Genomic DNA, 24,628 nt, shown 5'->3' on the forward strand with positions numbered 1-24,628 from the left:
GGTAAACACGTCAAGCCCTATGCTTTGGATAAGGCTATGGGTGCGCTCAAAATTTGGACTTGGCAAGAACATGATGGTACCGATGGAACCTTGGGAGCCGTGCCATGCGTTTAACCTCTGAATACCACATTCCTACCACTACCCGCTGGATTGCCGGGGGCTTGGCCAGTGTGGTGACCTTAGTGTGTGCTGGTATGGCTGCTATGTCGGCAATGGAGCGTTCTACCAGCCTTGCCGGGGCTGTCATGTTCGTAGCGCTGGCATTGGTCATGGTGGTTGGTAGCCATTTACTACCTGCATTGGCACGTGGTAGTCGCATTGGCCAAGGTGTATTTGCCGTCTGTGTACTGGTGACGCTTTACAACCATGCTTACTTCTTTGATAGCGAAAAACGACACATGGGCCAGCAGCGGCAGGCTGAAGTACCGCCTTCGCCCGAAGTGCTGCGCTATGAGCAAGAGCTAAGCTTGATTGCTGCCCGTGGTCTGCCATTGGTTTCTGCTGACCTGGCAACCGCACAGGTAACAGTTGCAAAGGCAGCAGCAGCATTGGAGCGTTGCCAAGCCAAGGAAGGCGTACGTTGCACCTCTGCTGCAGCTGCGCTGGATATTGCCCAAGCTAAGGTCGGTGCATTGCAAGACGAACGCGCCCAAGCCTTGCGTGCTGAAGACTTGCGTTCCAGTCTGTCCACAGCGGTAGCAGCCCATAGCGCTAAAGTGGCCCAAGCCGGTGTCAATACCGTGGATGCCTCTATTGCACGCTTGCTGGGTGTTGACGCTGATACCGTGGCCACTATCACTTCGGTCATGCAGTCCATCGCATTGGAAGTGATGGGTGCTTTGCTCTGGGCCGTAGCTCTGCCCAAAGTTGTCAAAAAACCCAAGGTACAAGAGGTGCGTATCAAGCACTTAGTACCTTATCGCCCACAGGCCCAACGCACTGTGCAGCAGATTGGTTGGGTGCAGAAAGTGCTGGCTCATAGCCAAGCACGCTCTCGCGACTCGCCAACGCTGGCATAAAGCCCTTCTGCCTAACAAAAAGCCGCCTTTTTTGCCAAGGCGGCGCTGCCGCATGGGCCGCAAAGAAAGAGGCTTCCATCATCGGCGCTGGCACGCTACCATGGTGGCACTCAATACCGCTATTGCGGAAATTAAATCTGGCCTTCTTGGCCGAGCAGACCTTGGGCGTAGCTTTTCGCTGTGCCCGCAAAGAAAAAGACCTCACCCCAGCTGGTGAGCTTGCACTCCTTGGCTGGGTGCATGGCTTTCTACACCCCAACGCTTTCAACATCTGACCACAGGGCCACGCCCTGTTTTTTCGTGCCATCCCACCATATGGGATTTTTCAGCCAATTGGGATTCACGACATTTAACTACAGAGTATGAAAAAAACAGGGCATAAGACCATTTGAATCAACAACTTAGCCAGCTTGTTTATCTACAGAGCGTCATACAGAACGAAAAGGTTAAAAATTTCGGGACGTAATTTGCTCGTTTTTTGAGCAACAGATGCTATGGACGCATGGGGACAACAACAGCCAAAGAAAGGAGGAATCTGCTGGTGTGGCGGCCAGTGCGGTAGGTGCGGGTGGAGTGACACTCGATGGTCTATCGTAGGGGGATGCGGAAAGATGTCATGGTCTAATAATTCTGGACACCTCGATAGGGGCCCATTGGCCCCCCTGAGTACATACACCCATGACAGAAAAGAAACCCCGCCGCGTCTTTGACGCAGCTTTCAAGCTGCAAGTAGTCAAGATGGTTCGAGAGCAAGGCCTGAACATTGGTCAGGTCTGCAAAGACTTGAAATTGGTCGATAGCGCCGTGCGCCGCTGGCTGACGCAGTTTGATGAAGAAATAGCCGGGCGCAGCGGTATTGGCAAGCCCCTGACCGCCGAGCACCAGCGAATTCGACAACTCGAAGCGGAAAACCGCCAACTCAAGTCCGACAACGAACTGCTAAAAAAAGCGTCGGCCTTCTTCGCCCGGGAAATGACATGATGCAAACCCTGGTGAACAACGCAGTGCATGCGAAGAACGCCCGCATGGCCTGGGCATCGCCGACGCTTGGGGAGCGCTTTGCAATGCCCGCTTGAATCCATACAGCAATTGAACAAATGAATTGATTTCTACCGCCGCTTGACGGCTTGCAGTGATGAAGCAAGGTTGGACCTGCGCGGGGTGTTCCTGAAAAAAGTACGAAGGTGGTTAGCACCATCCTTGATTAGCGAACGAGGCCCCCGCGTGCGTCTTTCATCAGGGTCCGCAGCAGTTACGCTGCATCAATAACCGTTTGTAGTACAGCCAGTCCGCACCTTGTATTCAAAGTCTCTGCCAGAGCTGCCGGTAGCGTGTGCAACCTCCAAGAACATTCCATGGCGACTTGCCGGAGCAAGTGCGCTGCTTGGCGTTTCAAGCAACACGATGCGTGCCTATGCTGATAACGCTGGCGTGCATATCAAACGCGCAGCGGACTTCAAACCTGGAGCACCCCAAGTACGAGTGTTCGATCCAAGCCAAATTTTCCAGATCGCTGCTTGGCGGCGAGCACAGGGTTACACAAAGTTCACTGCGCACAGTCCGACAGTAATCACCGTGGACGTTATCAAGGGAGGTACTGGAAAAACGACAACCAGCGTTGAACTGGCCGTGCATCTCCAGCTCAACGGCATACGCACACTTCTAGTGGACCTGGATATTCAAGCGAATGCTACGCAAATGCTAGGCTATGAGCCAGACTTAACAATGGAAGAGGCAGAGTCGTATGACCTTTTGCCTGAAGCCATCGTTGAGAATACATTCGCATCGATTTTGCTTCCCTACATCCTCTCGAAATCAGGCGCTCGCCAAGGCACAACAACGCCACCTGCAGAACAGATTATCAAGAAGCCATTCGGCGAAGCTGGTCCGCACCTGATTCCGTCGGATCCCTATCTGGGCGATGTTGAGGCGGCTTTGGCAAAGGCTTCTGGCCAGCGCGAGCTATATCTCCGCCGCATCCTGGAAAGCAACTATGGCTTCAATGCCAGTGATTATGACGTAATCATCTTTGATTGCCCGCCCTCTGTCAGCTTTCTTTCGAGCGCAGCGATTGCCGCAGCAGACATTGTTGTCGCGCCAATCCGAATGGACCTTTTTTCGATTAAAGGGCTCTCGCGTTTGATGGGCGAAATTAATACGCTTGAATCCGAGTACAGGCTCAAACCGGAACTTATCATACTGCCAACGCATTACGCACCTCAGTTTTCGCGTATCAGCCGGATGCAGCAAACACTAACTGCCTATCGCGAGTTGATGGCTCCATGCGTTATTTCAGCCAGTGAGCAGTTTCCGAAAAGCTTGGACCAGTACATGCCACTGACACTTCAAGCGCCCACATCGCAGGGCTCCAAAGAATATAAAATTTTTGCCGAGTTCATCCAGAGCCGAATCATTGCAGGCAGCGGGAATAAGAAATGAAACAACGAGTAATTGGTAAAGGGTTTGGCCCTGGAGTTCCGATGCTGAAATTCAGCAATACACCGACCCCCCCTAGCCCAGATAAAGATTCCATCACTGCAGTCATTGGAAGAGAATTGCGTCTCATAGATCCAAAGCTGATAGATCCAAACCCTCTTGCACCGCGAGAAATCTACACGGAGGAGATGATACAAACCCGTGCAGAAGAATTGAAAACTCAAGGCCAACGCGACCCGATTCATGTTATCCCGAATCCGAACAAACCTGGGCGCTTCATCATCGCGGACGGCTGGACTCGCGTACAGGCATGCTTAGAGCACCAAGCACTTGACCAGTTGCTGGCCGAGATCCACAGCGACCTATCCCTGGAATCTTCGGCCTGGCTTGGATGGGAAAACAACGAAGGGCGTTCCGAGCATACGGACATTGACCGTGGACTTTTTTTCGCCAAGATGATAGAGAACGGAAAGTCCCCATCCGAAATCGCTGACAGGGCGAAGATCGCACGGTCGGCGATGACCTTCTTTCAGGCTTACAGTAAACTCCCCGCAGAAGTTCTCTCCGAAATGCGCAAGCATCCAAAAAAGTTTGGATCGCTCGTGGCCTACCACCTTCTTCGTCTATGCGACGCATCTGGCATCGAATCAGTCCTGTGCCTAATGGACAAATACGTAAGAGAGGGCCACGGAGCTCATTGGGTTGTCGCACAAGCCAAGAACTTGATGACAACCTCATCGCCACGCTCCAAGCCAACAAAGAGCAAAACCATCAAGTACAAAAACGGGCATCTAAAAACACGGCCTGATGGCCGCGTTGAGCTTGCAATCCATGTAGCACCAGAAAAACTAAAAGCTTTTGAGGAGGCACTGGTGGCGCTACTCAACTCAGTGGCCACACCAACTCAAGATGATGCAAAAGCCGAACAGGAAGATGCTGCAAGCCAAACCGATCATGCAATGAATTTAAACGTTTAAACAGCCCTGCAGCGCACATACCAAGAGCAAGGCCAACCAAACCAAGCGATAGCAGACCAATTTAAACGTTTAAATAGCGCTAAGCTCTATATCTGTGCTTAACAATCTTCTTTGAAGAGAACAGTCGTAACCGTATTTTTTAAGAATATACAGGGCTGTTTCAAAGCATAAGTGCAACACCGGCGCTTGGTCGTCAAGGCCGCCAATACCGATTGGGCCGTCACATTAGGCATCTTGCAAAGTTTGTGCAGAAGCCAAGCGGCGACAGCCACAGGCCGCCTGGGGGGCTCGGGGGCGTAGCAGCAAGAGCTGCTGTTGCGAGCGACTTCGCGGCGCTGGGGCTGTACCCGAGCAGGCGGGCGATAGGACGTTAGCTCAGGCTTTGTTAGAGGAAGAAGGCAATGGTGATGCGGTCTTCGGGTTACAACGGCTTTGTTGCACAAATAATTCTTTTTAAATCAATAGTTTACATCGTACTTGATGGGGAAATTCTGGGATTTCTGCACGTTTTCACTGGTTGATGATTACAAGCTGTTGATTTGTAATGAATTTTTTCAGCTATTTGTGCAACAAAGCCGGTTACAACTGTGAGTATCGTGCGGTCAGTGTTGCAAAGTCTTCAGGTTGCACTTCGGGCTTGAAGCCGTTTTCTCGCAGTTTGACGTTCGTCTGCAAGGTTAAATAATAATCCCCCAACTACGTTGACACTTTTTTCGGGATATTCGCCATACAGCGGCCAGACACCGTCCATCCAGGGCCATTGCCCCACTTTTTCCGCCTCTTCTTCTGCAAGTCGCAACTGGCGCTGCGTAAACCAGTTTATGGGCCTGGCACCCTGCATAGACGCGTCTATCATATGCAAGTTCATCACATGCTCATCGTCGACTAATTGGAACGCAATGTAAACATCCTTGGATGTCACAAAGACAAGCGACAATAATTCTGGTGAACGGTCTTCAGAGAAGCTTCCGTACGCTATGTGCAGACAGAAATCCGGAATCCAGAGTTGAGACTTCACTTCCGGGTCGAATCGGGGGTCTGTGAGCTGAAAATCGGGAATATTCCAGGTGTGATAGTTCGTGCACCACATCTTTTTGATATCCCAGGCGGGAGCCAAGCCGTAGGATTGCATCGCCATCTCCAGGACATGAGGCTCCAGTTCTTCGGGCAAAAAGATGACGACGATATTTTTTGACAAATTGACATCCTGAGGTAACAAATCTTGTAGGTCCGTGGTCGGCACAACGGCACCGACGACCAGTGACTTGACGTTATCTTCCTGCCGTAGAACTTCAACTTCTGCTTGTATATGGCTGAGTTGATGATTTGTGGCTTCTTCTGCTGCCTGCCGTGTCCAGTGCTTGGGCGCAATGCAGGTATTTTCTTGATTAAAGTTTTTCATAATGTAAAAAATAAATTAAAGATTGAGGATTTTTCTGAACCCTGCCCGGTGCGACATGCCCTGGCTTTCTCGTATAGTCAAAAAAATCTGGGGTTTAAAGATTTTTTGAAGGTTTGATGAAAAGGTGACCTCGGTGCCTTGCCTATCGAGGTACCCCGAGACCGCCACGGCAGTTTCGAGCCCCAAATCATCCCCAAGCACCAGACCCGCTGGGCTGGGTTCGATGACAAAATCATCTCGCTGTACGCCCGTGGCATGACGGCGTGCGAGATTCAAGCTCACCTGCAGGAGATGTACGGCACCGATGTCTCTGCCAGCCTGTGTCATGGTCTAATAATTAATTCTGGATACCTCGATGGTGTGTCATCGAGCCCCTTGAGTAGAGAGGAGCTTCACAGAAAATATCAAATATCTCGTAGCAGCGCAGCAGCATTCATGGTAAATTTGCGCTAGGTCGAAAGACCCGGTGCTTCAAAACACCTTTTGGTAGCGCGGTTGCAATCCCCACCGTAAAGCGGGGTTTTATCACGTCCAGATTTTTTGGGCGGGATGGGTCTCGCTGCAAAGCCGACCGCACGGCGTTACCCGTGTTTTGAACATCCCGCCACCACTGTGCTTCAAAACGCCGTGTGTGGGTTTTCAGTCTCGTAACGGAGCTTGTTCCTATGGCACATTTGCACGCCTCTGCGCCTTCACCTGCGCATTCACCCCTCCCTCACCCCGATTCCTTGGCAGGTTACCTTGGGTGCGACCGCGCCCATTTGTACGAGCAGGGTGTCAATGATTTTTTTGAAGCACTGCATGTGCTTTGCAGTAACCCCAACTCCGTCATCGAGTTGCAGCATGCTATTAAAAAGGGCATGCGTGGTGTGACAGCACTGAAACGTCTGACCACGCTTGAGCGGGTTATGGAGGGCTCCCATCTTGCACGAGGTGGCGTTGCTGCAGCGCAGTCTCCACAGAAATTGGATGAAACACCTGCTTTACAGGCCACCGTGCTCACCAAAAAGCGTCGCCAGCGACGCTACTTTTCTCCTAGTTACAAGCTCCAAGTCGCTCAACTCATCCGACAGGAAAACCGCTCTGTCAATGAAGTCAGCCAAGAGCTCAATTTAGCGAAAAGCATTTTGTACCGCTGGCTCCTAGAGTTCGATGTTCGGCAAGCGTTGGCCACAGATGGCCCTTCTAGCCCTGCTGCTCCTATGCTTTCAGACACAGGGCAGCGCATTCGCCAGCTCGAAGAGCGTTTGCAGCAGCTGCAGGCAGACAACGACTTGCTCAAAAAAGCATCGGCTTTGTTTGCCCGAGAAATTTCGGTGCAAGGGCAATAACGCGCCCCCTGCAGTAGCACGCAGGCATTTGCCCTGCGGTGCTTTCTACAGCGACTCCTAGACGAATCCATTTTTTGCCACCAGCCCTAGCCAGGGCTGGTGTGTGCGCTTGCATCCCAATTTTTCGGAGTTTTTGATGAGCTCATCTGTGCATCCCTATTTTTTTGACGCATTACCCCAAAAAGTAGGCAACAGGCTCAACGGCGTGCCTATACCTCATAAGCGCTCCTCATGCGGACAGACAAAAGCCTTGCCACCACAGGTGCGTGACTTAGCAGAGCTGCTTGCGCAGATAGCTGCCGATGAATTTTTAGGTATGAGATCTGCCCATAAAGAGCAAGGGCAGTAAGAAGGAGAAAAGGATGACCCAAGTGGCACTCTATGCACGTTACTCGTGCGACAAACAAAACGAAACTTCGCTCGAAGACCAGATACGGCGCTGCATTGAACTGGCGCAGCGCCATGGTCTATCGGTCAATCAAGATTTGATTTACACGGACGCTGCTGTTTCCGGTACAGACAAAGGCGATGCGCTGCGAGAAGGCTATCGACGGCTTCGGCAAGACTGGGATGCAGGCAAATTCGACGTCGTTGCCGTCGATGAATTCAGCCGCCTAAGCCGGGACGGCGTCGAGCAAGCCATCTTGCAAAAGTTCCTGGAAAAAAACCGGCGCGTGCGCTTGATAACCGCCGACGGCGTAGACACCAAAGACCCAGATTGGCAACTGCGGCTGGGCTTTCAAGGTTTGATTGCACAGCAAGAAAGCCGCAAACTGAGCTATCGGGTCGATAGAGGGATGATTGGACAGCTTGAGCGCGGGTACATGATTGCTGCCCCGGCGTTCGGCTATCGCTTGCAACGCGTATTGGATGGCAATCAAAACCATATCGGTAGCCGTTGGGTCATTGATGAGGAAAATGCGAGCATCGTCAAGCAGGTGTTTGAAAGGCGTGCAAAAGGCGAATCGATGCACAAAATTGCTGCCTGGCTCAATCAACAAGGTGTGGCATGCAGCCGCAAAGGGCGTGACGGAAAGGAGGCACATTGGCGGCCAGCACGGGTCAAAGTCATGCTGGAAAACCCGATATATAAGGGGATTTTTGTCTGGCGTGGTTCCACGACCTACGCCGCCAAGATGAAAGCCCTGGGTGATGCGGTCAACAGCACGCAGTACCCGCGGCCAGAGTTGCGCCTGGTGAGCGACGAGATTTGGACTAGATGCAACAACCGCTCTGTCAGCCGATCAGGCTATGGAGGTGGGCAGCATGCACTGACCGGTGTACTGACCTGTGGCTGCTGCAGTGCAACGCTCGCTATATCTGCCATGCAACGTTGCCGCTCGCTGTACTGCCCTGTGTGCTGCGATGCGAGAAGTTCTCTTGGGGCCACAGACCGACTAACCTCAACAATTGCGGTGGCAGGCGTGCAGTTCATGCTCACCCGAGTCCTGGAGCGCTTTATCTCTGAACCTTTTTTGCAAGCATTTCGGCAATCGCTGCGCCAACGCCTGACAAGCGAGAACCGCTCAGAAATTGAAGAGTGCGCAGCGCGACTGAAAAAACTCAAAAATGTCCAAGAGCGCCTCTCCTGCATGCTGGCAGATGCCGAGGGAGACGATGAGACCTTGGAAAAACGCTACAAAGAAACACGCCAGCAGGTCATCGAGGCAAAGCAGCAGCTGGCCAAGCTGCAAGCGGGTGCCCAAGTACTGGATACGGCAGCGGTCGAAGCGCAGTTGCAAATCGACCCGCGCCCGCTATTGTCCAAGCTGTTTGATGCCAACGTACCGCCGCACGAGCTACGTACGATTCTGGCTAGGCTGTTTCCTATGGTGATTTTTGAGGGCAAGGAAGGGCGCTACCTCTCCAAATTCCGGATTCGCTTTGCGCCAGGGGTTGCTTTGGGTATCGCCAGCAACACAGAGTGTTTAACAGAGAAGGAACTTGAGGCACGTTTCAAGTTGCAGTACTTCCCGTCAAACAAAAAAGAAAAGCCCGGATACTGGTATGTTGAAGCACTGGAGCTGCCGCTATCTGGTGCCGAGCCAATTGATGAGCAGCAAGAGGAGTGCTTGGAACCAGCCTAAACAGGTCCTGAACCCAAGCAAAACCGGCATAAACGCCGGTTTTTTGCTGGTGGAGGCAGGGTAAACCTGTTCCTAATTTGTACTGATAGGTTCCCAAAACAGTACAAATTTAGAACAGCCTGACTCAGGTGCTAACGCGCGACAGCATCTTGTCATGGTCTAATAATTCTGGACACCGTATTGCGCTACTGCAAGGACAGCTGCGGCAGCTTCAGCATGACAAATGAGCTCCTCAAGCAAACGTTTGCACTGTTTGCACGCGAATGCGGTGATGTGAGCATGGGGCGGTAAGCCTACTGAGAAAACGGCAGGGAGGCGATCGAATCGCGCTCCCTGTTTTTTTACTTGCGCTGCTGGCTGGCGTTGGCACGTCAACTCCGTTGCAACGGGTGCCGAACCCCAAAAATGACCGACAGTAAGAAGAAGCACGGCCACTGGCAGCACCCTTCAAGGGTTTAGCACAGGGCCAGCAAGGCTCTGTTCCGCTGCAGCTGGTTGCAGGTAGGACTACGCCATCTTCAAATACAGAGCGTACTCGTACTCACGGGTAGCTTCGATATAGATTCGACCTAGGAAGTCATGGTCGTTTTCACGAAGATACAGAATCAGTTCATCTGTGCATCCTTCGTCATGAAAAAGTGCCCACTCGATGTGGCCTTCCTCTTCTGGGTCGACAGTCTGGTCATCTGGCTCAAAATTTTCAAGAAAATCTCTTGCCACAATGTTTGCCTTGGCCTGCTTGTCAATCGCAATCTGTATCTGCTGCATCGCTTCTTCTCGTGTGTATCGTTTATCGCGAAATATGGCTTCGATTACTAGTGAGTGGATATCACCGTTAGCATTGAGTGCGTCAACCAGTGAGCGTGCTGTGACATCTTCCCAGCGAAAGGCGCGCGGCCAGTCCTTCAGAAAGCAGCCGTAAAGAATGATGGCAAACGTAATTGCGTCAGCAACGGACATTGATTTGATAAGTTTCTTGTTCATAAAAGAGCTCAGAAGTTTGTGAGTTCTTGTATAGCTCCATTTTTTGGCGAGATCGCTAGATGAGGGGTCTTGGGCTGAGATTTTTCATTGCATTCTGCTATTTTTTCTTTTAAAAACAACAGGTTATGCAGTAAATCTTTTTGAAGCTGAATGAAAATTTAGTGCTTAGCTGCCAGTAAACTAAGCCCCAAATTTGCACAAAATTTAAGCAAATAAGAGCCGGTTTACGGTTCGACTGCACCTCAAGCACCTTCTTGGCCTCAGCTCAGGAGTAGATGCCTGATGTATCCCTCGCTTAACGCACCCAGGCCCGTATGCTCAAACTCGAAGAAATCACCAAGGACGCGCAAATTACCGGGCTGCTTCCCGATGAAGTCGTCAAGGTGGTCAACGTTGAAGAGATCGGCCCCAACGCCCGCTTGGTGGCCTACCGCAACGCACAAGGCAAGCTCGATGAGCAAACGATTTTTCGGCAAGACGAGCACCGCTTGGCGTTGGCTGTAGCGGGCCTGGCCTGGGCTTTTGATGCCGACCCCGCTGGTTTCAAGCTGGCCCTAGAGGCCTACCGCATCAGCTTGGCGCACCTGTTCGACCCTTTGATGGCGGTACACACCTCCAACGTCGAACCCCTGCCGCACCAGATTTCCGCTGTGTACGAATCCATGCTGCCGCGCCAGCCGCTGCGCTTTGTGCTGGCCGACGATCCCGGCGCTGGCAAAACGGTGATGGCGGGGCTGTTGATTCGTGAAATGACCCTGCGTGCCGATGCCCGTCGTGTGCTCATCGTCTCGCCCGGCTCCCTGACGGAGCAATGGCAGGACGAGCTGCGCGAAAAATTCGGCCTGGACTTCGAGCTGTTCAGCCGCGAAAAACAAGAGCAGTGCCACAGCCGCAACTACTTTGCCGAACAAGACCGCCTGATTGCCCGCCTGGACCAACTCTCGCGCAACGAGGAATACCAGCAACTGCTGGCCCAGACCGAGTGGGATTTGATTGTGGTGGACGAGGCCCATAAGATGTCGGCCAACTACTTCGGCAACAAGGGCAACGAAACGGGGCGATTCAAACTGGGAAAGTTCCTGGGCGGTCTCACGCGTCACTACCTGCTGATGACGGCCACGCCCCACAACGGCAAGGAGGAAGACTTCCAGCTTTTCATGTCGCTGCTCGATGGTGACCGCTTCTACGGCAAGTTCCGCGAGGGCGCGCACAAGGTGGACATCACCGACATGATGCGCCGCATGGTCAAGGAAGAGCTGCTGCGCTTTGATGGCAAGCCCCTGTTCCCCGAGCGCTGCGCCTACACCGTCAACTACACCCTGTCCGATGCCGAAGTGCTGCTCTACGACCAGGTTACCGACTATGTGCGCAATGAGATGGACCGCGCGGACCGATTGGACGGCAAGCGCAAGGGCACCGTGGGCTTTGCCCTGACCCAGTTGCAGCGCCGCCTGGCCTCCAGCCCGCAGGCCATCTACACCTCCCTATCGCGCCGCCGCAAAAAGCTCGAAGCCCGTTTGGATGAGCTGCAACTCAAGGCCCGCGCCGATGTGCTGCGCGAGAACCTGGGGGAATACGTCGTCAAGCGCCAACTCGATTTGCCCGACAACCTGGACGATGCTGCCGACGAACTCAGCGCCGAAGAATACGAAGCTGTGGCCGACCAGGTGGTGGACCAGGCCACCGCTGCCGAGACCATCCCCGAGCTGCAGGCTGAAATTCTGATCTTGCGCGAGCTGGAAAGCGCCGCCGCGTCCGTCGTGCAATCGCGCAGCGACCGCAAGTGGGAAGAGTTCTCTCGCCTGCTGCAAGATGAGCCCGAAATGCTCACTGCCGATGGTCGCCGCCGCAAAATCATCGTCTTCACCGAGCACCGCGACACCCTTAACTACCTACTGCTGCGCATCCGCGACACCCTGGGCAGCGAACAGGCCGTGGTCACCATCCACGGCGGCGTCAACCGCGACGACCGGCGCAAGGTGCAAGAAGCCTTCCGCAACGACCCCGACGTGCTGGTGTTGCTGGCCACCGATGCCGCTGGCGAAGGCGTGAACCTGCAAAACGCCAACCTCATGGTCAATTACGACCTGCCTTGGAACCCCAACCGCATGGAGCAGCGCTTTGGCCGCATCCACCGCATTGGCCAGCGTGAGGTGTGCCACCTGTGGAATCTGGTGGCGGCCCAGACCCGCGAAGGCGAGGTATTCAATTGCCTGCTGGAAAAGCTGGCCGTCGAGCGCGAGGCTCTGGGCGGGCGCGTGTTCAACGTGCTGGGCGAGGCCTTTGACAACATCTCGCTGAAAGACCTGCTCATCGATGCCATCCGCTACGGCGAAAAGCCCGAAACCCGCGCTCGCATGGAGCAGGTCATCGGCCAGGCGCTGGATACAAAGCACTTGCAAGACTTGATGGCCCGCAACGCCCTGGTCGAAAACCATATGAGCCTGGACGACCTCTACGCCATCCGCGAGGAAATGGACAAGGCCGAGGCGCGCAAGCTGCAGCCGCACTTCATCAGCGCCTTTTTCCGCGAGGCCTTCCAGGTCGTGGGCGGTGAGCTGCGCAGCCGCGAGGCGGGCCGCTACGAGGTACGCCACGTTCCTGCTGATGTCATGGAGCGCGACCGCGTCATCGGCCACACCCGCACCCCCGTGCTGAAAAAGTACGAGCGCATTTGCTTTGACCGCGAGCGCCGCACCATTTACGGCAAGCCCACCGCCGACCTGGTACACCCGGGCCATCCCCTCATGGCTGCCGTGACCGATCTGGTTTTAACCAGCCACCGCAATCTGCTCAAACGCGGCGCCATCCTGGTGGACCCCCATGACGACAGCACCGCGCCGCGCGTGCTGTTCATGCTGGATCACAGCGTGCGCGAAACCACCGCACCCAATGGCGGCACCCCGCGCGACGTGTCGCGCCGCTTGCAGTTTGTGGAAATGACGGCGGACGGCACCGCCACCCCCGCCCCCTTTGCCCGCCACCTCGATTTGGTGCCTATCACCCCCACGGAAGCTGCCCAGGTGGCCGACGTGTTGCAGGCCGACTGGGTTACGCATCACATCGAAGCCCGTGCCCTGGCTTACGCCGTAGAGAACTTGGTGCCTGAGCACACGCAAGAAGTCGCCAGCCGCCGCCAGCGCCAAGCCGACAAACAACTGGCCGCTGTGCGCGACCGCTTGGTCAAAGAAATCCAATACTGGTCAGACCGTGCCATCCGGCTGGACATGGACGTGCGCGCTGGCAAGCAACCGCGCTTACAGCCAGAAAACGCCCGCCGCCGTGCCGAAGAGCTGAGCGCCCGCCTCAAACAGCGCACCGCCGAACTCCAAGCCATGCGCAACGTCGCCTCTGGCACGCCCCATGTGATTGGCGGGGCCCTCATCATCCCGGCTGGGTTATTGGCCCAGCGCAGCGGCCAGACACAGTTCAGCGCAGATGCCGCCGCCCGTGCTCGCATCGAGCGCATCGCCATGCAAGCCGTATTCGATGCCGAGCACGTCCTGGGCCACCGTACCAAAGACGTGTCCGCCGAGAAGTGCGGCTGGGACATCACCGCCTACATCGACCAGCCCGAAGGCTTGGCACTGGAGCGCCACATCGAGGTCAAAGGCCGCGCCAAGGGCCAAGACACCATCACCGTCACCGCCAACGAGATCCGCCATGGGCTCAACCAGAAAGACAAGTTCGTGCTGGCCGTGGTGATTGTGGACGGCGACAGCGCTGAATCGGTGCACTACGTTTCTATGCCTTTCACCCAGGAACCCGATTGGGCCGAAGCCAGCAAAAACTTGGATTTAGGGCTACTGCTGCAACGTGCCCAAGCACCGTACGGCTTTTATCAGGCTTGACGGTAACGCGGGCGACAATACGCCTCATGCGCCTAGACCAAATCACCCTGAAAAACTACCGATGTTTTGAGCAACTCACGGTTGATTTGCACCCACGATTGACGGTGCTAGTGGCAGTCAACGGTGCCGGAAAGACCAGCATCCTCGATGCCATCCGGGTGCTGTTTGATACTTATCTTGGCGCATTTCCTACCGGGGTGGGCAAGGGCATCCGTGTTTCTGATGTGCGGCTGGCAAGAGCTGCACAGCCTCCACATTTCATGACCGCAGCTTTCCCCTGTGAACTGCATGGGCGTGGTTTTTTGGTAGAGGGGCATGAGGCACTCTCCTGGTCGCGCACTATCAACAGCCCCAAGTCGGGCACCACCATCAAAAATGCCAAGTCGCTGGCACTGTATGGCAAACGGCTACAAACACTGGCGCAAGACCCCCAAGATCAAACCGATTGGCCGCTCTTGGCCTACTACGGCACAGGGCGCTTGTGGGATCAAAAAAAACTGACCAGCGGTAAAGCATTCAGCAGTGGCTTTTTTGAGCGTGCTGCTGGTTATATCGACTGTCTGGAGCCAGCGTCTAGCTACAAGCTATTTGTCCATTGGTTCGGCGACGCTTATCGCGCAGTGACCCAAGCTAAGATACGTTTCATGGAAGCCAATCCAGCTGCAACGCCCCAGCAAATTCTTGGTTTGCAGAGTGATTTTTCTCCCTTGATGGAGGCCGTATCTGATGCCGTGAATCGGGTTTTGTATCCCACCGGATGGGGCAACATCTGGTATTCGGAGACCCACCAAGATGTCACAGCCAGCCACCCGGAATTTGGCACCCTTGCTATCAGCCAATTAAGCGATGGCATACGCAATACTTTGGCATTGGTAGCGGATATCGCCTTTCGTGCGGTGCAATTGAACCCTCACCTAGGCGCACAAGCTGCCCGGCTGGCCGAGGGCCTTGTCCTGATCGACGAAGTGGACATGCACCTACACCCCAGTTGGCAGCAACAAATACTGCAACTACTGCGCGAAACTTTCCCCCGCTTGCAATTCATCGTCACCACCCACAGCCCGCAGGTGCTGACCAGCGTACCGCGCGAAAACATCCGGATTCTTGACCAAGACGAAAACAGGCTTATGCGCGTGCGCACACCAAATTTCAGTCCGCTGGCCCATGAGTCGGGCGATGCCTTGGCCAAAATCATGGGCACCCACCGGGAGCCACCGCTGGCATTGCAAGACGACATTCGGCGCTACGAGCAATTGGTGCGTGTCGGCCAAGAGCAAACCGAAGAGGCCCACACCCTGCGGGCTGCTTTAGACGAGGCAGGCTACCAATTTCACGAAAGTGACCTGACCACTTGGCGCTTCCTCGCTGCTCGCCATGCTGACCGCAACGTAAGCAAGGTGGACTGATGATGGTGGAGCTGCAACACCGCGCCGTACCCACGCCCGCGCTGACCGCTTTCAACGCCGCCAATCCAGTAGCAACGGTTGCCGACTTCAACAGCCGGGCCTTCCAGCCAGTCAAGGCGGCTGTGAAGGCTGATTTGAACGAAGACCAGGGTAGTTTGTGCGTCTATTGCGAAAGCAATTTGGCACCTAACGCTGGGCAAGTGGAGCACATCAAGCCCAAGGCAGGCCCCAACGCCCACCCGCACCTGTGCTTTGCCTATACCAACTACGCCCACAGCTGTATCAATCCCAAGACCTGCGGCCAGAGTAAACGCGATCGTTTGTTGCCCATCGAACCCGGCCCCGGCTGCAACGCCCTGTTCGCGTTGTCCACCGACGGCACCGTCGAACCCATTGCCGGTTTAACCAGAAAGCAGCTACACCCCGTGCGCCAGACCCGCGACATGCTGGGCTTGAACGCGGACTCCAATCTGGTCGATGAACGCAAACGCTGGTTGGTGCAAACCATCGTTGTATTGCAGCAAGCGCCCAACGACATTCAAGAATTTCTGCAAACAGCACCCTATCGCCACATGCTGGCAACTGTGCTGTAAGCCTGCCATCACCAGTTTTCGCACCCCATGACCATCCGCACCCCCAAAAAACTCATCGAAGTAGCCCTGCCGCTGGACGACATCAACGTGGCCAGCGCGCGCGAAAAATCTATCCGCCACGGCCACCCCAGCACCTTGCACCTGTGGTGGGCACGCCGCCCACTGGCCGCCGCACGGGCCGTTATTTTTGCCCAGATGGTGAACGACCCCGGTGGCGAGCGCGGCTACTACGCCGGTAAAACCCGCGCCCAAGCCGATGCCGAGCGCGAAAAACTGTTCCAAATTCTGCGCGACTTGGTGCTGTGGGAAAACACCAACAACGAGGAAGTGCTGGCCCGCGCCCGCGCTGCCATTGCCGACAGCTGGCGCGAAACCTGCGCGCTCAACCAAGGCAAACCCGGCTTTGACCCCGAACAACTGCCCGCCTTCCACGACCCCTTTGCCGGTGGCGGTGCGCTACCGCTAGAAGCCCAACGCTTGGGGCTAGAAAGCCACGCCTCTGACCTCAACCCGGTGGCCGTGACCATCAACAAGGCCATGATTGAGATTCCGCCCAAGTTTGCGGGCCGCGCCCCAGTGGGGCCGGAGATAGAGGCCGAACGCGGCACAAAAAAAGGCACCAAAAACGCCTTTGAAGATTGGAGCGGTGCCCGTGGCTTGGCCGAAGACGTGCGCCGCTATGGCGCGTGGATGCGCGAACAGGCCCAACAGCGCATAGGCCATCTCTACCCCCGCATTGTGGTGACCAAGGAGATGCTGGCGGCCAACGACTTGGGCAAAAATGAAAAAGGCGAAACCTGCTACCAAAACCAAGGCTTGGCTGGGCTGCAAGCAGGCCAAGAACTGACCGTGATTGCCTGGCTGTAGGCGCGCACCGTGAAAAGCCCCAACCCGGCCTTTAGCCATGTGGACGTTCCTCTCGCCAGCAGCTTTATCTTGAGCAGCAAGGCGGGCAAAGAAGCCTGGGTGCAGCCGGTGGTGCAGGGCGACAGCTACCGTTTTGAGGTGCGCACGGGCAAGCCGCCGGAGAGTGCCAAGAACGGCACCAAGTTGGGGCGTGGTGCTAACTTTTGTTGCCTGATGTCGGATGCGCCGATTGAGCCCAAACACATCTACGCCGAAGCCAACGCCGGGCGCATGGGTGCCAAGTTAATGGCCATCGTGGCCGAAGGAGCGCGCGGGCGTATTTACCTGGCACCGCTGCCTGAACACGAAGCCATTGCCCAACAGGCCCAGCCGCAATGGAAGCCGGAAACGGCCATGCCGGAAAACCCGCGCTGGTTCTCGCCACCGCTCTATGGTTTGAAAACCTACGGCGACCTGTTCACCCCCCGCCAACTGGTGGCGCTGACCACGTTTTCCGATCTGGTGCCCGAAGCCATCGCCCGCATCCGCGCCGACGCCCTGGCCGCAGGCATGGCCGACGATGGCCGGGGGCTGGACGCTGGCGGCAACGGCGCTACGGCGTATGCGGAGGCGGTGGGGGTGTATTTGGCTTTTTCGATAGACAAAGCGTCGGACTACTGGTCGTCCATCTGCACTTGGCACTCCAGTAAAGACCTCATCCGGAATACGTTTGGAAGGCAAGCCATCCCGATGACTTGGGACTATGCCGAAACCAATCCTTTTTCGGATTCGGCAGGCAACGTCAGCAGTGGAATTGAATGGGCCTACAAGGCTCTCCAATTGATGCCCGCCAAAGCTGATGGGACAGCCGTTCAATCCGATGCCCAATCCCAAACCATCAGCGCGAACAAAGTCATTTCCACCGACCCGCCGTACTACGACAACATTGGCTACGCCGACCTGTCAGATTTTTTTTACGTTTGGTTGCGCCGTAGCCTGCGACCTATCTTCCCGAACCTGTACGCCACACTGGCCGTGCCCAAAGCCGAAGAACTGATTGCCACGCCCTACCGTCACGGCAGCAAAGAAAAAGCCGAGGTTTTCTTTTTGGACGGCATGACCGCCGCCATGCACAACTTGGCCGCGCAGGCGCACCCCGCCTTTCCCGTCACCATCTACTACGCCTTCAAGCAAAGTGACACCAAAGACGACGGCAGCAGCACCCACAGCACCGGCTGGGAAACCTTTTTAGAAGCCGTGCTGCGCGCCGGTTTCACCCTCACCGGCACTTGGCCCATGCGTACCGAACTGGGCAACCGCATGATTGGCTCCGGCACCAACGCCCTAGCCTCCAGCATCGTGCTGGTTTGCCGCCCCCGCCCTGCCGATGCCGACACCATCAGCCGCCGCGAGTTTCAGCGCCAATTGCGCGAACAGCTCCCCGAAGCGCTAGAAACCATGATTGGCGGCAGCAGCGGCCAAAGCCCCATCGCTCCCGTCGATTTGGCCCAAGCCGCCATTGGCCCCGGCATGGGCATTTACAGCCAATACGCCGCCGTGCTCAACCAAGACGGCACGCCCATGAGCGTGCATGAGGCCCTCATCCTTATCAACCGCCAAATCACCGACTTTTTAACCCCTGATGCGGGCAGCTTCGATGCCGATACCCTGTTTGCCAACAGTTGGTTTGAGCAATACGGCTGGGCAGAAGGCCCGTTTGGCGAGGCCGACGTGCTGGCGCGTGGCAAAGGCACCAGCGTGGCCGGCGTGGCCGAAGCGGGCGTGGTACACAGCGGCGCGGGCAAAGTGCGCCTGCTGCGCTGGGCCGACTACGCCGCCGACTGGAACCCCGCCACCGACAACCGCGCCCCGGTGTGGGAGGCCGCCCACCACCTGATTCGCGCCCTCAACACCCAAGGCGAAAGCGCCGCCGGTGCCCTGCTGGCCGCCATGCCCGACAAAGCGGAGCCGGTGCGCCAACTGGCCTACCACCTCTACACCCTGTGCGAGCGCAAAAAATGGGCCGAAGACGCCCGCGCCTACAACGAACTCATCACCGCCTGGCACGCCGTGCTGCAAGCCAGCCGCGAAGAGGGGCCGCGTGGCGAGCAGTTGGGGTTTGAGGCGTGACATCTGAAAAGAACTCTACCGAACCACCGTCTGCACCTCGGTTTCTCCCTGTGATGGACAGGTCGCCGCTGATTGCGCCCAACTACTTCAAGGTTGTCTTTTTCCGTGATAGGCAGCAAACGGCCCACGTGCCTTTGCGCAAGTGGGTGTGGTATGGCTGCCTCGAAGTGTTTTTTGGCGAGGAACTACTGGAGAGCTTGGTCACAACGGCTTCGCTCAGTGGCTCACCTGACGCAGAGGACCCAAAAGGAGAGTTTGGCTGGCCGCTACAACTGGGATTGCATATTCCCGCAGGCATTTTCTCGAACCTGTTTCGCAGACACCTTGTTGAACTCCTGTACTACAAGTTCTACTGTCAATACCAGCTGATCCAGCCTACGCCAGGTGTCTACGCAGAAGATAGTGGAGCGCATTTGGACGTTACGCGCGTGCGATTCAGACTGCGCAAATCCCTCCTGTACCAGTTGATTGCGTTCCGGCGCGTGTACATAGCTGAGGCTTTGGTGCTCAATGTAGCGATAGATGCCGTGGTGTTTGCGGCTAGCCAATGTCTTACAACAGCGTTGGTTGCTGCTGCTGTTGTCGAGGGTATGCGACGTCTTATGAAGCTCTGATACTCGAACGTGATCTCAACAAGAACGAAACCAGCTGGACTATGACCATCAAACCTTGGCGCGAAGTCGCCCACCCCCATAAAGACGTGCTGCAAGGCACCTTCAAGCAAAGCGAATTTGCGGCGGATATTTCGCAAGTCCACACCGGCACCGCGCCCGAGGAATACCAAGATGCCGAGAAGTTTTTTGCCCGCACTTTTATCACCGAGGGCATGCGCCTGCTGCTGCAAAGCGTGGCTGAGCGGCTCTCGGGTCGGGGGGGTGATCCGGTCATCCAGCTGCAAACGGCCTTTGGTGGTGGCAAAACGCACACCCTGCTGACGGTGTACCACTTGGCCAGCCGCCAGTGCCCGACAGAAAAGTTGGCAGGCATTCCGCCCATTCTGGATGCAGCAGGCATTGCCTCGCTGCCTCAAGCGCGCGTGGCGGTGGTTGATGGCATTAAGTTCTCGCCCAGTCTGGCGCGCTCACACGCAGGCATCACGGTGAACACCTTGTGGGGCGATTTGGCCGTGCAACTGCTGGGTGCTGAAGGCTATGCGCTGCTGGCCGATGCCGACCAAGCAGGCACCTCGCCGGGCAAGGATGTTTTGACCACGCTGCTGGAGCGCGCCGCGCCGTGCGTGGTGCTGCTCGATGAGTTGGTGGCCTATGTGCGCCAGTTGGAGCCAGGCAAGAGCTACCCCGGCGGCACGTTCGACAGCAACATCACCTTCATTCAGGCCCTGACCGAGGCCATGAAGGGGGTACCTAATGCCATCTTGCTGGCTTCGCTGCCCGAATCGGAAACCGAGGCTGCAGGCACCCATGGCCAGCGTGCCCTGACGGTGCTGGAAAAGTACTTTGGCCGGGTGGAGTCGGTGTGGAAACCGGTGGGTACCGAGGAGGCGTTTGAAATTGTGCGCCGCCGCCTGTTCGACTCTGCGGGCGACCCAGTGCAGATACAGGCCACCGCGCGGACGTTTGGCGAGCTGTACCGCCAGAACCCGAGCAAATTTCCTGCAGAGGTACAAAAGGCGCACTACGAGGAGCGCATCGCCAATGCGTATCCCATCCACCCGGAGGTATTTGACCGGCTGTACGATGACTGGTCAACGCTGGACAAATTCCAGCGCACGCGCGGTGTGCTGCAGTACCTGGCCATCATCATCCACCGCCTGTGGAACAGCAACGATAAGGATGCGCTCATCATGCCTGGCTCGCTGCCGCTGGACGATGCGGTGGTGCGCAACAAGAGCATTCACTACCTGCCCACCGGTTGGGAGCCGGTGATTGAGAGTGAGATAGACGGCCCACGCTCTACCGCCGCCGATGTGGATGGCCATGACACCCGCTTTGGCAGCGTGCAGGCTGCCCGGCGCGTGGCGCGCACGGTGTTTTTGGGCAGTGCGCCCTCGAATGCTGCCCAGGCGGTGCGGGGTATTCGCGTGCAAGGCATTTTGTTGGGCACTGCCCAGCCTGGGCAGCCGGTGGGTACCTATGAGGATGTCATCAAGCGCTTGCGCGATCGCCTGCATTACCTCTACGGCGAAAAAGACAGCTACTGGTTTGACACCCGCCCCAACCTGCGCCGTGAGATGGAGGCGCGCAAAGCCAATTTAAAGGAAGACGAGGATGTAGTGCCGCTCTTGAAAGAGCGTGTGAATCGAGTGTTTTCTAAGGGCAACCATTTCGCTGCCATCCATGTGTTTGTGCCATCGGCAGACATCCCGGATGAGTTCGGTAATGGGCCGCGCTTGGTGGTATTGCCACCCAATGCAGGCTACCGCAAGCAGGATGAGTCGTTGGCCTTGCGGGCTGCCACCGAGGTGCTGGAAAAGCGCGGCGACGCGCCACGGCTCAAACGCAACCGCCTGATTTTCTTGGCACCCGATGGCGATGCCGTGCAGCGCCTGCGCGATGCGGCACGCACGTATCTGGCCTGGAAATCCATCGTAGAGGACGTACACAACCGGCGCATCGATCTGGGCACCTACCAAGCTGACCAAGCCAAGCGCGCCATGGAAAGCGCTGAGGACAGCGTCAAACAAATGGTGCGCGAGACCTATCGCTGGCTGATGGTACCCACCGAAGAAATGGTGCGTGGCAAGCTGACACTGCGCTGGGAAGCTGTAGCTTTGTCGGCATCTGCATCGAACTTGGTGGATGCCATCGAAAGCAAGCTGAAAGAAGAAGAATGGCTGGTGAGTACCTGGTCGCCCGTTCACCTAAACCGGATGCTGAATCAGTGGTATTTCAACAAAGAGGGTGTTACCGACGTGTCGGCCTTGAAGGTGTGGCAAGACACTTGCCAGTATCTGTACCTACCGCGGCTGCTGAACTCGGATGTGTTTATGCAGGCCATGACGGCTGGCTGCGCAACCCAGGATGGCTTCGCTGTCGCCAGCGCGCGTGAAGGGGATAGATGGTTGGGTTTTGTCTATGGCCGACCAGCGGTGTTTTCTCTCAACCAAGACGAACGCCTGATTTCGCATACGGAAGCGCAAGCCCACCAGCAGAAGCTGGATGAAGAAACAGCCACAAAACAGCGTGAACGGGAGGCAGAACGCCAGCCGGAAGAGAAAGGTGGACGCACGGACACATCACCCCCCAGTACCCATCCTTCTGGAATGCCTCCCACTATTTTGCCTCCCCCGGCGAAACTGCCAGTTGCTGTATCCCTACCCAACCGTTTTTTTGGAATGGTAGAGGTGGACGCGACGACCGCGACGATAAACTTTTCGACCATCGTGAATGAGGTGATTCAGCACTTTGCCGCACTGAATGGCGTGGATGTCACGGTCACCGTCGAGATAGAGGCGCGCACACGCGATGGCTTCGATGATGGCTTACAGCGCACCATTAAGGAGAACTGTGGGGTGTTGAAATTCCGTTCTGCTGACTTTGAGCAGGACTAGGGGTAGAAGAATGGGTGACCAAGACATAATGGCCCACAATAATTTCTGAGTGTAACGTAACGCATGACAAAGAAGAACAAGGGTGCTTCAGCCGAGGTTCTCAATGGGAATGTGCTGGATCAGATCAAGCGCGCGGCGGTCGTCGCGATGTTCGCCGACGACGAGCTCATGGACACCTTGGTGCTTAAAGGCGGAAATGCCATGGACTTGATCCACCGGGTGAGCTCGCGGGCATCAGTCGACCTGGATTTTTCGATGCAGGCAGATCTCGATTACGAGGCGACACTACCGCGTCTCGAGAAAGCACTCACCAGCACCTTCGCAGCGCACGGTTATCGAGCCTTCGACATCAAGCTGAACGTACGGCCAGGCCAGATGCCCGATGAGCTCTCAAAGTTCTGGGGGGGATATTTGGTCGAGTTCAAGCTGATTAGCCAGAATCGGGCGAAAGAAATTGGCGAGAACCTTGAGCAAATGCGGCGCGAAGCAATCAACTTGGGGGAAGGCCCAAAATTCACAATCGATATTTCCCGCCATGAGTACGTCGGAGATAAAGAGTCACACGACCTAGACGGCTACACGATCTACGTCTACTCTCCGCTCATGATCGTCGGCGAGAAATTACGCGCAATTTGTCAGCAAATGCCGGCGTACGGGCAGGTCATCCATCGCTCGAAGCCAGGTACCCAGCGTGCACGTGATTTTGTGGATATCGAAGCTCTGGTGCGCCATTTCAGCTTGGACATGGCATCCGAAAAAGCACTCTCGATGATCCGCCAAATCTTCGAATCCAAGCGCGTGCCCTTAGCCTTCCTCAAAGATATCGGCACTCAGTCCACGCGAGACTTCCATGCCATCGGCTTTGACTCTGTCATCGCAACGATGCGGCCTGGCGTGTATGTTGAACCCTTCGACTTCTATTTCGAATTTGTCAACAGCCTGGCATCAAAGCTCAAATCCCTCTGGGACGTATAAGCGCCACCGGCTCACATACCTCATGGCCGTCATGCCATGCGTCAGATAGAAGTCACGCTCCATTGGTACCCTCCCGAACAGATCAACCACTGACTGCTTGTATCCCGCACGCTCTAGGTAGTAACCGATGGCCTGATGGTAGGGGTAGCCGAAATCCATACGCTTAAGCATAGCAAGCATAGCGTTGCCAGAAACTTCGCCCCGGGCTTTCTCAAATGCTTTCGCGACCTCAGGGACACCGCCGGCGTAAAACGGACGCACCGTCACATCAATTAGGGTTCGTTCCAGCGTTGTATAGCTCAGCCTCAAAGGCCTTTCTCCACCCCAATTTACTGTACCTAACGTGATGCCATTCCACTCCTGGTAAGCGCTTTCCAGCAGCACGACTCTGCCAAGGTCGGCTGGCAACGTTACCGCATTTTTCGAAACACGTGGCAGCTGCTTGAATGCCATATCGATATCTGCTTGGTCGAACACCTCGCCGGAAATACGTACGTCAGAGCTGCGGGGCTTCTCCCTAGAGATGTACACCGTCTTCGGCACCTGCTCAGTCAGGCCATGGATACGTAAAGCGGTGTAATGGCTGAAGTAGCTGCGATCAATCAATGCGTTGAGTACCTCAAGCGTTGGCACATCGCCCCACGTGAAACCCGTCACGACGCGATTTGGGAACTCAAACCGCACCTCCTGTAGCTGAGTTTTGTCCAGCATGAACTTCAGAAACGAGTTGATAGTCATGGACTTGGTCAGCCGCCAAAAATCCCTGTGCATAGCAAAGATTTTTGAGACTGCTCGAGGCCTAAGTACCGGATGTCCCTGTGCGAATTCGGCAACGATATCCGGCTTGGCGATCTGGATGCGCGTAACCATTATTTTTTGCTGTCGTGCATATATGCACGACAGCATAGCACAATTTTCTGCGAAGAACCCCTTGTAAATCAAGGTATTAGGCATGTATCGCAAGCGTGTAAATTGACGAATTTATGATACACTGTGCTGCATATATGCAGCACAGTGCAAAAACAATCCTTTGCTGGGGTCACTATAGGGGTCGTCGCAGAATTCGGAAAAAAATCTACA

The 24,628-nt window shown here is 55.8% G+C and carries 17 protein-coding genes and 2 pseudogenes; 16 read left to right on the plus strand and 3 right to left on the minus strand.

All coding sequences use genetic code 11. From position 1 onward, the window contains the following. Window positions 1-104 precede the first annotated feature (104 nt). The 4 genes and pseudogenes from PHX60_RS10965 (at window position 105) to PHX60_RS10980 (ending at window position 4,432) form a co-directional block, all read left to right on the plus strand. The gene (locus PHX60_RS10965; protein ID WP_300077350.1) at window positions 105-1,019 is read left to right on the plus strand and encodes a hypothetical protein; all 915 of its coding nucleotides are present in this window, start codon (window positions 105-107) and stop codon (window positions 1,017-1,019) included. Between the two features lie 678 nt (window positions 1,020-1,697). Then, a pseudogene (locus PHX60_RS10970) lies at window positions 1,698-2,014 on the plus strand (transposase); the annotation flags it as partial. Window positions 2,015-2,423: 409 nt separating this feature from the next. Further along, window positions 2,424-3,458: a ParA family protein gene (locus PHX60_RS10975; RefSeq protein WP_300077353.1), complete on the plus strand. Its 1,035-nt coding sequence runs from the start codon at window positions 2,424-2,426 to the stop codon at window positions 3,456-3,458. Further along, complete coding sequence (locus PHX60_RS10980; protein ID WP_300077356.1) at window positions 3,455-4,432, plus strand: ParB/RepB/Spo0J family partition protein; 978 nt, start codon at window positions 3,455-3,457, stop codon at window positions 4,430-4,432. The genes PHX60_RS10975 and PHX60_RS10980 overlap by 4 nt, the downstream gene beginning before the upstream one ends. A gap of 619 nt (window positions 4,433-5,051) precedes the next feature. Here PHX60_RS10980 and PHX60_RS10985 read toward each other — a convergent pair. Further along, the gene (locus tag PHX60_RS10985) at window positions 5,052-5,834 is read right to left on the minus strand and encodes a hypothetical protein (protein ID WP_300077359.1); all 783 of its coding nucleotides are present in this window, start codon (window positions 5,832-5,834) and stop codon (window positions 5,052-5,054) included. Window positions 5,835-5,954: 120 nt separating this feature from the next. Between PHX60_RS10985 and PHX60_RS10990 the strand changes: the two are divergent. The 4 genes and pseudogenes from PHX60_RS10990 to PHX60_RS11005 all read left to right on the plus strand — a co-directional run. Continuing rightward, window positions 5,955-6,155 (plus strand): annotated as a pseudogene (locus PHX60_RS10990) (transposase); the annotation flags it as partial. A 344-nt stretch (window positions 6,156-6,499) separates the two neighbouring features. Further along, window positions 6,500-7,165 carry a transposase gene (locus PHX60_RS10995; protein WP_300077362.1) on the plus strand — a complete coding sequence of 222 codons (666 nt, stop codon included), beginning with the start codon at window positions 6,500-6,502 and terminating at the stop codon, window positions 7,163-7,165. 136 nt (window positions 7,166-7,301) lie between these two features. Continuing rightward, window positions 7,302-7,514 carry a hypothetical protein gene (locus tag PHX60_RS11000; protein WP_300077365.1) on the plus strand — a complete coding sequence of 71 codons (213 nt, stop codon included), beginning with the start codon at window positions 7,302-7,304 and terminating at the stop codon, window positions 7,512-7,514. A gap of 13 nt (window positions 7,515-7,527) precedes the next feature. Continuing rightward, window positions 7,528-9,252, plus strand: coding sequence for a recombinase family protein (locus PHX60_RS11005; protein ID WP_300077369.1), 1,725 nt, complete (start codon window positions 7,528-7,530; stop codon window positions 9,250-9,252). Between the two features lie 507 nt (window positions 9,253-9,759). On the opposite strand, the gene PHX60_RS11010 is transcribed toward PHX60_RS11005, so the two are convergent. Continuing rightward, window positions 9,760-10,236 carry a hypothetical protein gene (locus PHX60_RS11010; protein WP_300077372.1) on the minus strand — a complete coding sequence of 159 codons (477 nt, stop codon included), beginning with the start codon at window positions 10,234-10,236 and terminating at the stop codon, window positions 9,760-9,762. A 314-nt stretch (window positions 10,237-10,550) separates the two neighbouring features. Between PHX60_RS11010 and PHX60_RS11015 the strand changes: the two genes are divergently transcribed. The 8 genes from PHX60_RS11015 to PHX60_RS11050 all read left to right on the plus strand — a co-directional run bounded on the left by PHX60_RS11015 (window position 10,551) and on the right by PHX60_RS11050 (window position 23,548). Next, on the plus strand, window positions 10,551-14,087 hold the full coding sequence (locus tag PHX60_RS11015; RefSeq protein WP_300077375.1) for a helicase-related protein: 3,537 nt from the start codon (window positions 10,551-10,553) through the stop codon (window positions 14,085-14,087). A gap of 26 nt (window positions 14,088-14,113) precedes the next feature. Next, window positions 14,114-15,493, plus strand: a complete 1,380-nt coding sequence (locus PHX60_RS11020; RefSeq protein ID WP_300077378.1) for an AAA family ATPase — start codon at window positions 14,114-14,116, stop codon at window positions 15,491-15,493. Continuing rightward, window positions 15,493-16,086 carry a retron system putative HNH endonuclease gene (locus PHX60_RS11025; RefSeq protein ID WP_300077381.1) on the plus strand — a complete coding sequence of 198 codons (594 nt, stop codon included), beginning with the start codon at window positions 15,493-15,495 and terminating at the stop codon, window positions 16,084-16,086. Before PHX60_RS11020 ends, PHX60_RS11025 begins: the two co-directional genes overlap by 1 nt. 27 nt (window positions 16,087-16,113) lie before the next feature. Continuing rightward, window positions 16,114-16,953 carry a DUF1156 domain-containing protein gene (locus tag PHX60_RS11030; RefSeq protein ID WP_300077384.1) on the plus strand — a complete coding sequence of 280 codons (840 nt, stop codon included), beginning with the start codon at window positions 16,114-16,116 and terminating at the stop codon, window positions 16,951-16,953. 9 nt (window positions 16,954-16,962) lie between these two features. Beyond that, window positions 16,963-19,062 (plus strand): DUF1156 domain-containing protein, encoded by a 2,100-nt coding sequence (locus PHX60_RS11035; RefSeq protein ID WP_300077387.1) that lies wholly within the window; start codon window positions 16,963-16,965, stop codon window positions 19,060-19,062. A gap of 53 nt (window positions 19,063-19,115) precedes the next feature. Then, window positions 19,116-19,676, plus strand: a complete 561-nt coding sequence (locus PHX60_RS11040) for a hypothetical protein (protein ID WP_300077390.1) — start codon at window positions 19,116-19,118, stop codon at window positions 19,674-19,676. A 41-nt stretch (window positions 19,677-19,717) separates the two neighbouring features. Next, entirely contained in the window at window positions 19,718-22,573 is a 2,856-nt protein-coding gene (locus tag PHX60_RS11045) for a DUF499 domain-containing protein (protein WP_300077393.1), read from the plus strand. Between the two features lie 63 nt (window positions 22,574-22,636). Then, on the plus strand, window positions 22,637-23,548 hold the full coding sequence (locus tag PHX60_RS11050) for a nucleotidyl transferase AbiEii/AbiGii toxin family protein (protein WP_300077396.1): 912 nt from the start codon (window positions 22,637-22,639) through the stop codon (window positions 23,546-23,548). Here the strand turns inward: PHX60_RS11050 and PHX60_RS11055 are convergent. Further along, window positions 23,519-24,502: a hypothetical protein gene (locus PHX60_RS11055; protein ID WP_300077399.1), complete on the minus strand. Its 984-nt coding sequence runs from the start codon at window positions 24,500-24,502 to the stop codon at window positions 23,519-23,521. The genes PHX60_RS11050 and PHX60_RS11055 overlap by 30 nt on opposite strands. Window positions 24,503-24,628: the final 126 nt, after the last annotated feature.

It is taken from the genome of Giesbergeria sp., assembly GCF_028686475.1.
GTDB lineage: Bacteria > Pseudomonadota > Gammaproteobacteria > Burkholderiales > Burkholderiaceae_C > Simplicispira.

Excerpts from the sequence above, each read along its gene's own strand:
- PHX60_RS10965 (WP_300077350.1), top strand. The coding sequence starts at position 105 with ATGCGTTTAACCTCTGAATACCACATTCCTACCACTACCCGCTGGATT.
- PHX60_RS10975 (WP_300077353.1), top strand. The coding sequence starts at position 2,424 with ATGCGTGCCTATGCTGATAACGCTGGCGTGCATATCAAACGCGCAGCG.
- PHX60_RS10980 (WP_300077356.1), top strand. The coding sequence starts at position 3,455 with ATGAAACAACGAGTAATTGGTAAAGGGTTTGGCCCTGGAGTTCCGATG.
- PHX60_RS10985 (WP_300077359.1), bottom strand. The coding sequence starts at position 5,834 with ATGAAAAACTTTAATCAAGAAAATACCTGCATTGCGCCCAAGCACTGG.
- PHX60_RS10995 (WP_300077362.1), top strand. The coding sequence starts at position 6,500 with ATGGCACATTTGCACGCCTCTGCGCCTTCACCTGCGCATTCACCCCTC.
- PHX60_RS11000 (WP_300077365.1), top strand. The coding sequence starts at position 7,302 with ATGAGCTCATCTGTGCATCCCTATTTTTTTGACGCATTACCCCAAAAA.
- PHX60_RS11005 (WP_300077369.1), top strand. The coding sequence starts at position 7,528 with ATGACCCAAGTGGCACTCTATGCACGTTACTCGTGCGACAAACAAAAC.
- PHX60_RS11010 (WP_300077372.1), bottom strand. The coding sequence starts at position 10,236 with ATGAACAAGAAACTTATCAAATCAATGTCCGTTGCTGACGCAATTACG.
- PHX60_RS11015 (WP_300077375.1), top strand. The coding sequence starts at position 10,551 with ATGCTCAAACTCGAAGAAATCACCAAGGACGCGCAAATTACCGGGCTG.
- PHX60_RS11020 (WP_300077378.1), top strand. The coding sequence starts at position 14,114 with ATGCGCCTAGACCAAATCACCCTGAAAAACTACCGATGTTTTGAGCAA.
- PHX60_RS11025 (WP_300077381.1), top strand. The coding sequence starts at position 15,493 with ATGATGGTGGAGCTGCAACACCGCGCCGTACCCACGCCCGCGCTGACC.
- PHX60_RS11030 (WP_300077384.1), top strand. The coding sequence starts at position 16,114 with ATGACCATCCGCACCCCCAAAAAACTCATCGAAGTAGCCCTGCCGCTG.
- PHX60_RS11040 (WP_300077390.1), top strand. The coding sequence starts at position 19,116 with ATGGACAGGTCGCCGCTGATTGCGCCCAACTACTTCAAGGTTGTCTTT.
- PHX60_RS11045 (WP_300077393.1), top strand. The coding sequence starts at position 19,718 with ATGACCATCAAACCTTGGCGCGAAGTCGCCCACCCCCATAAAGACGTG.
- PHX60_RS11050 (WP_300077396.1), top strand. The coding sequence starts at position 22,637 with ATGACAAAGAAGAACAAGGGTGCTTCAGCCGAGGTTCTCAATGGGAAT.
- PHX60_RS11055 (WP_300077399.1), bottom strand. The coding sequence starts at position 24,502 with ATGCCTAATACCTTGATTTACAAGGGGTTCTTCGCAGAAAATTGTGCT.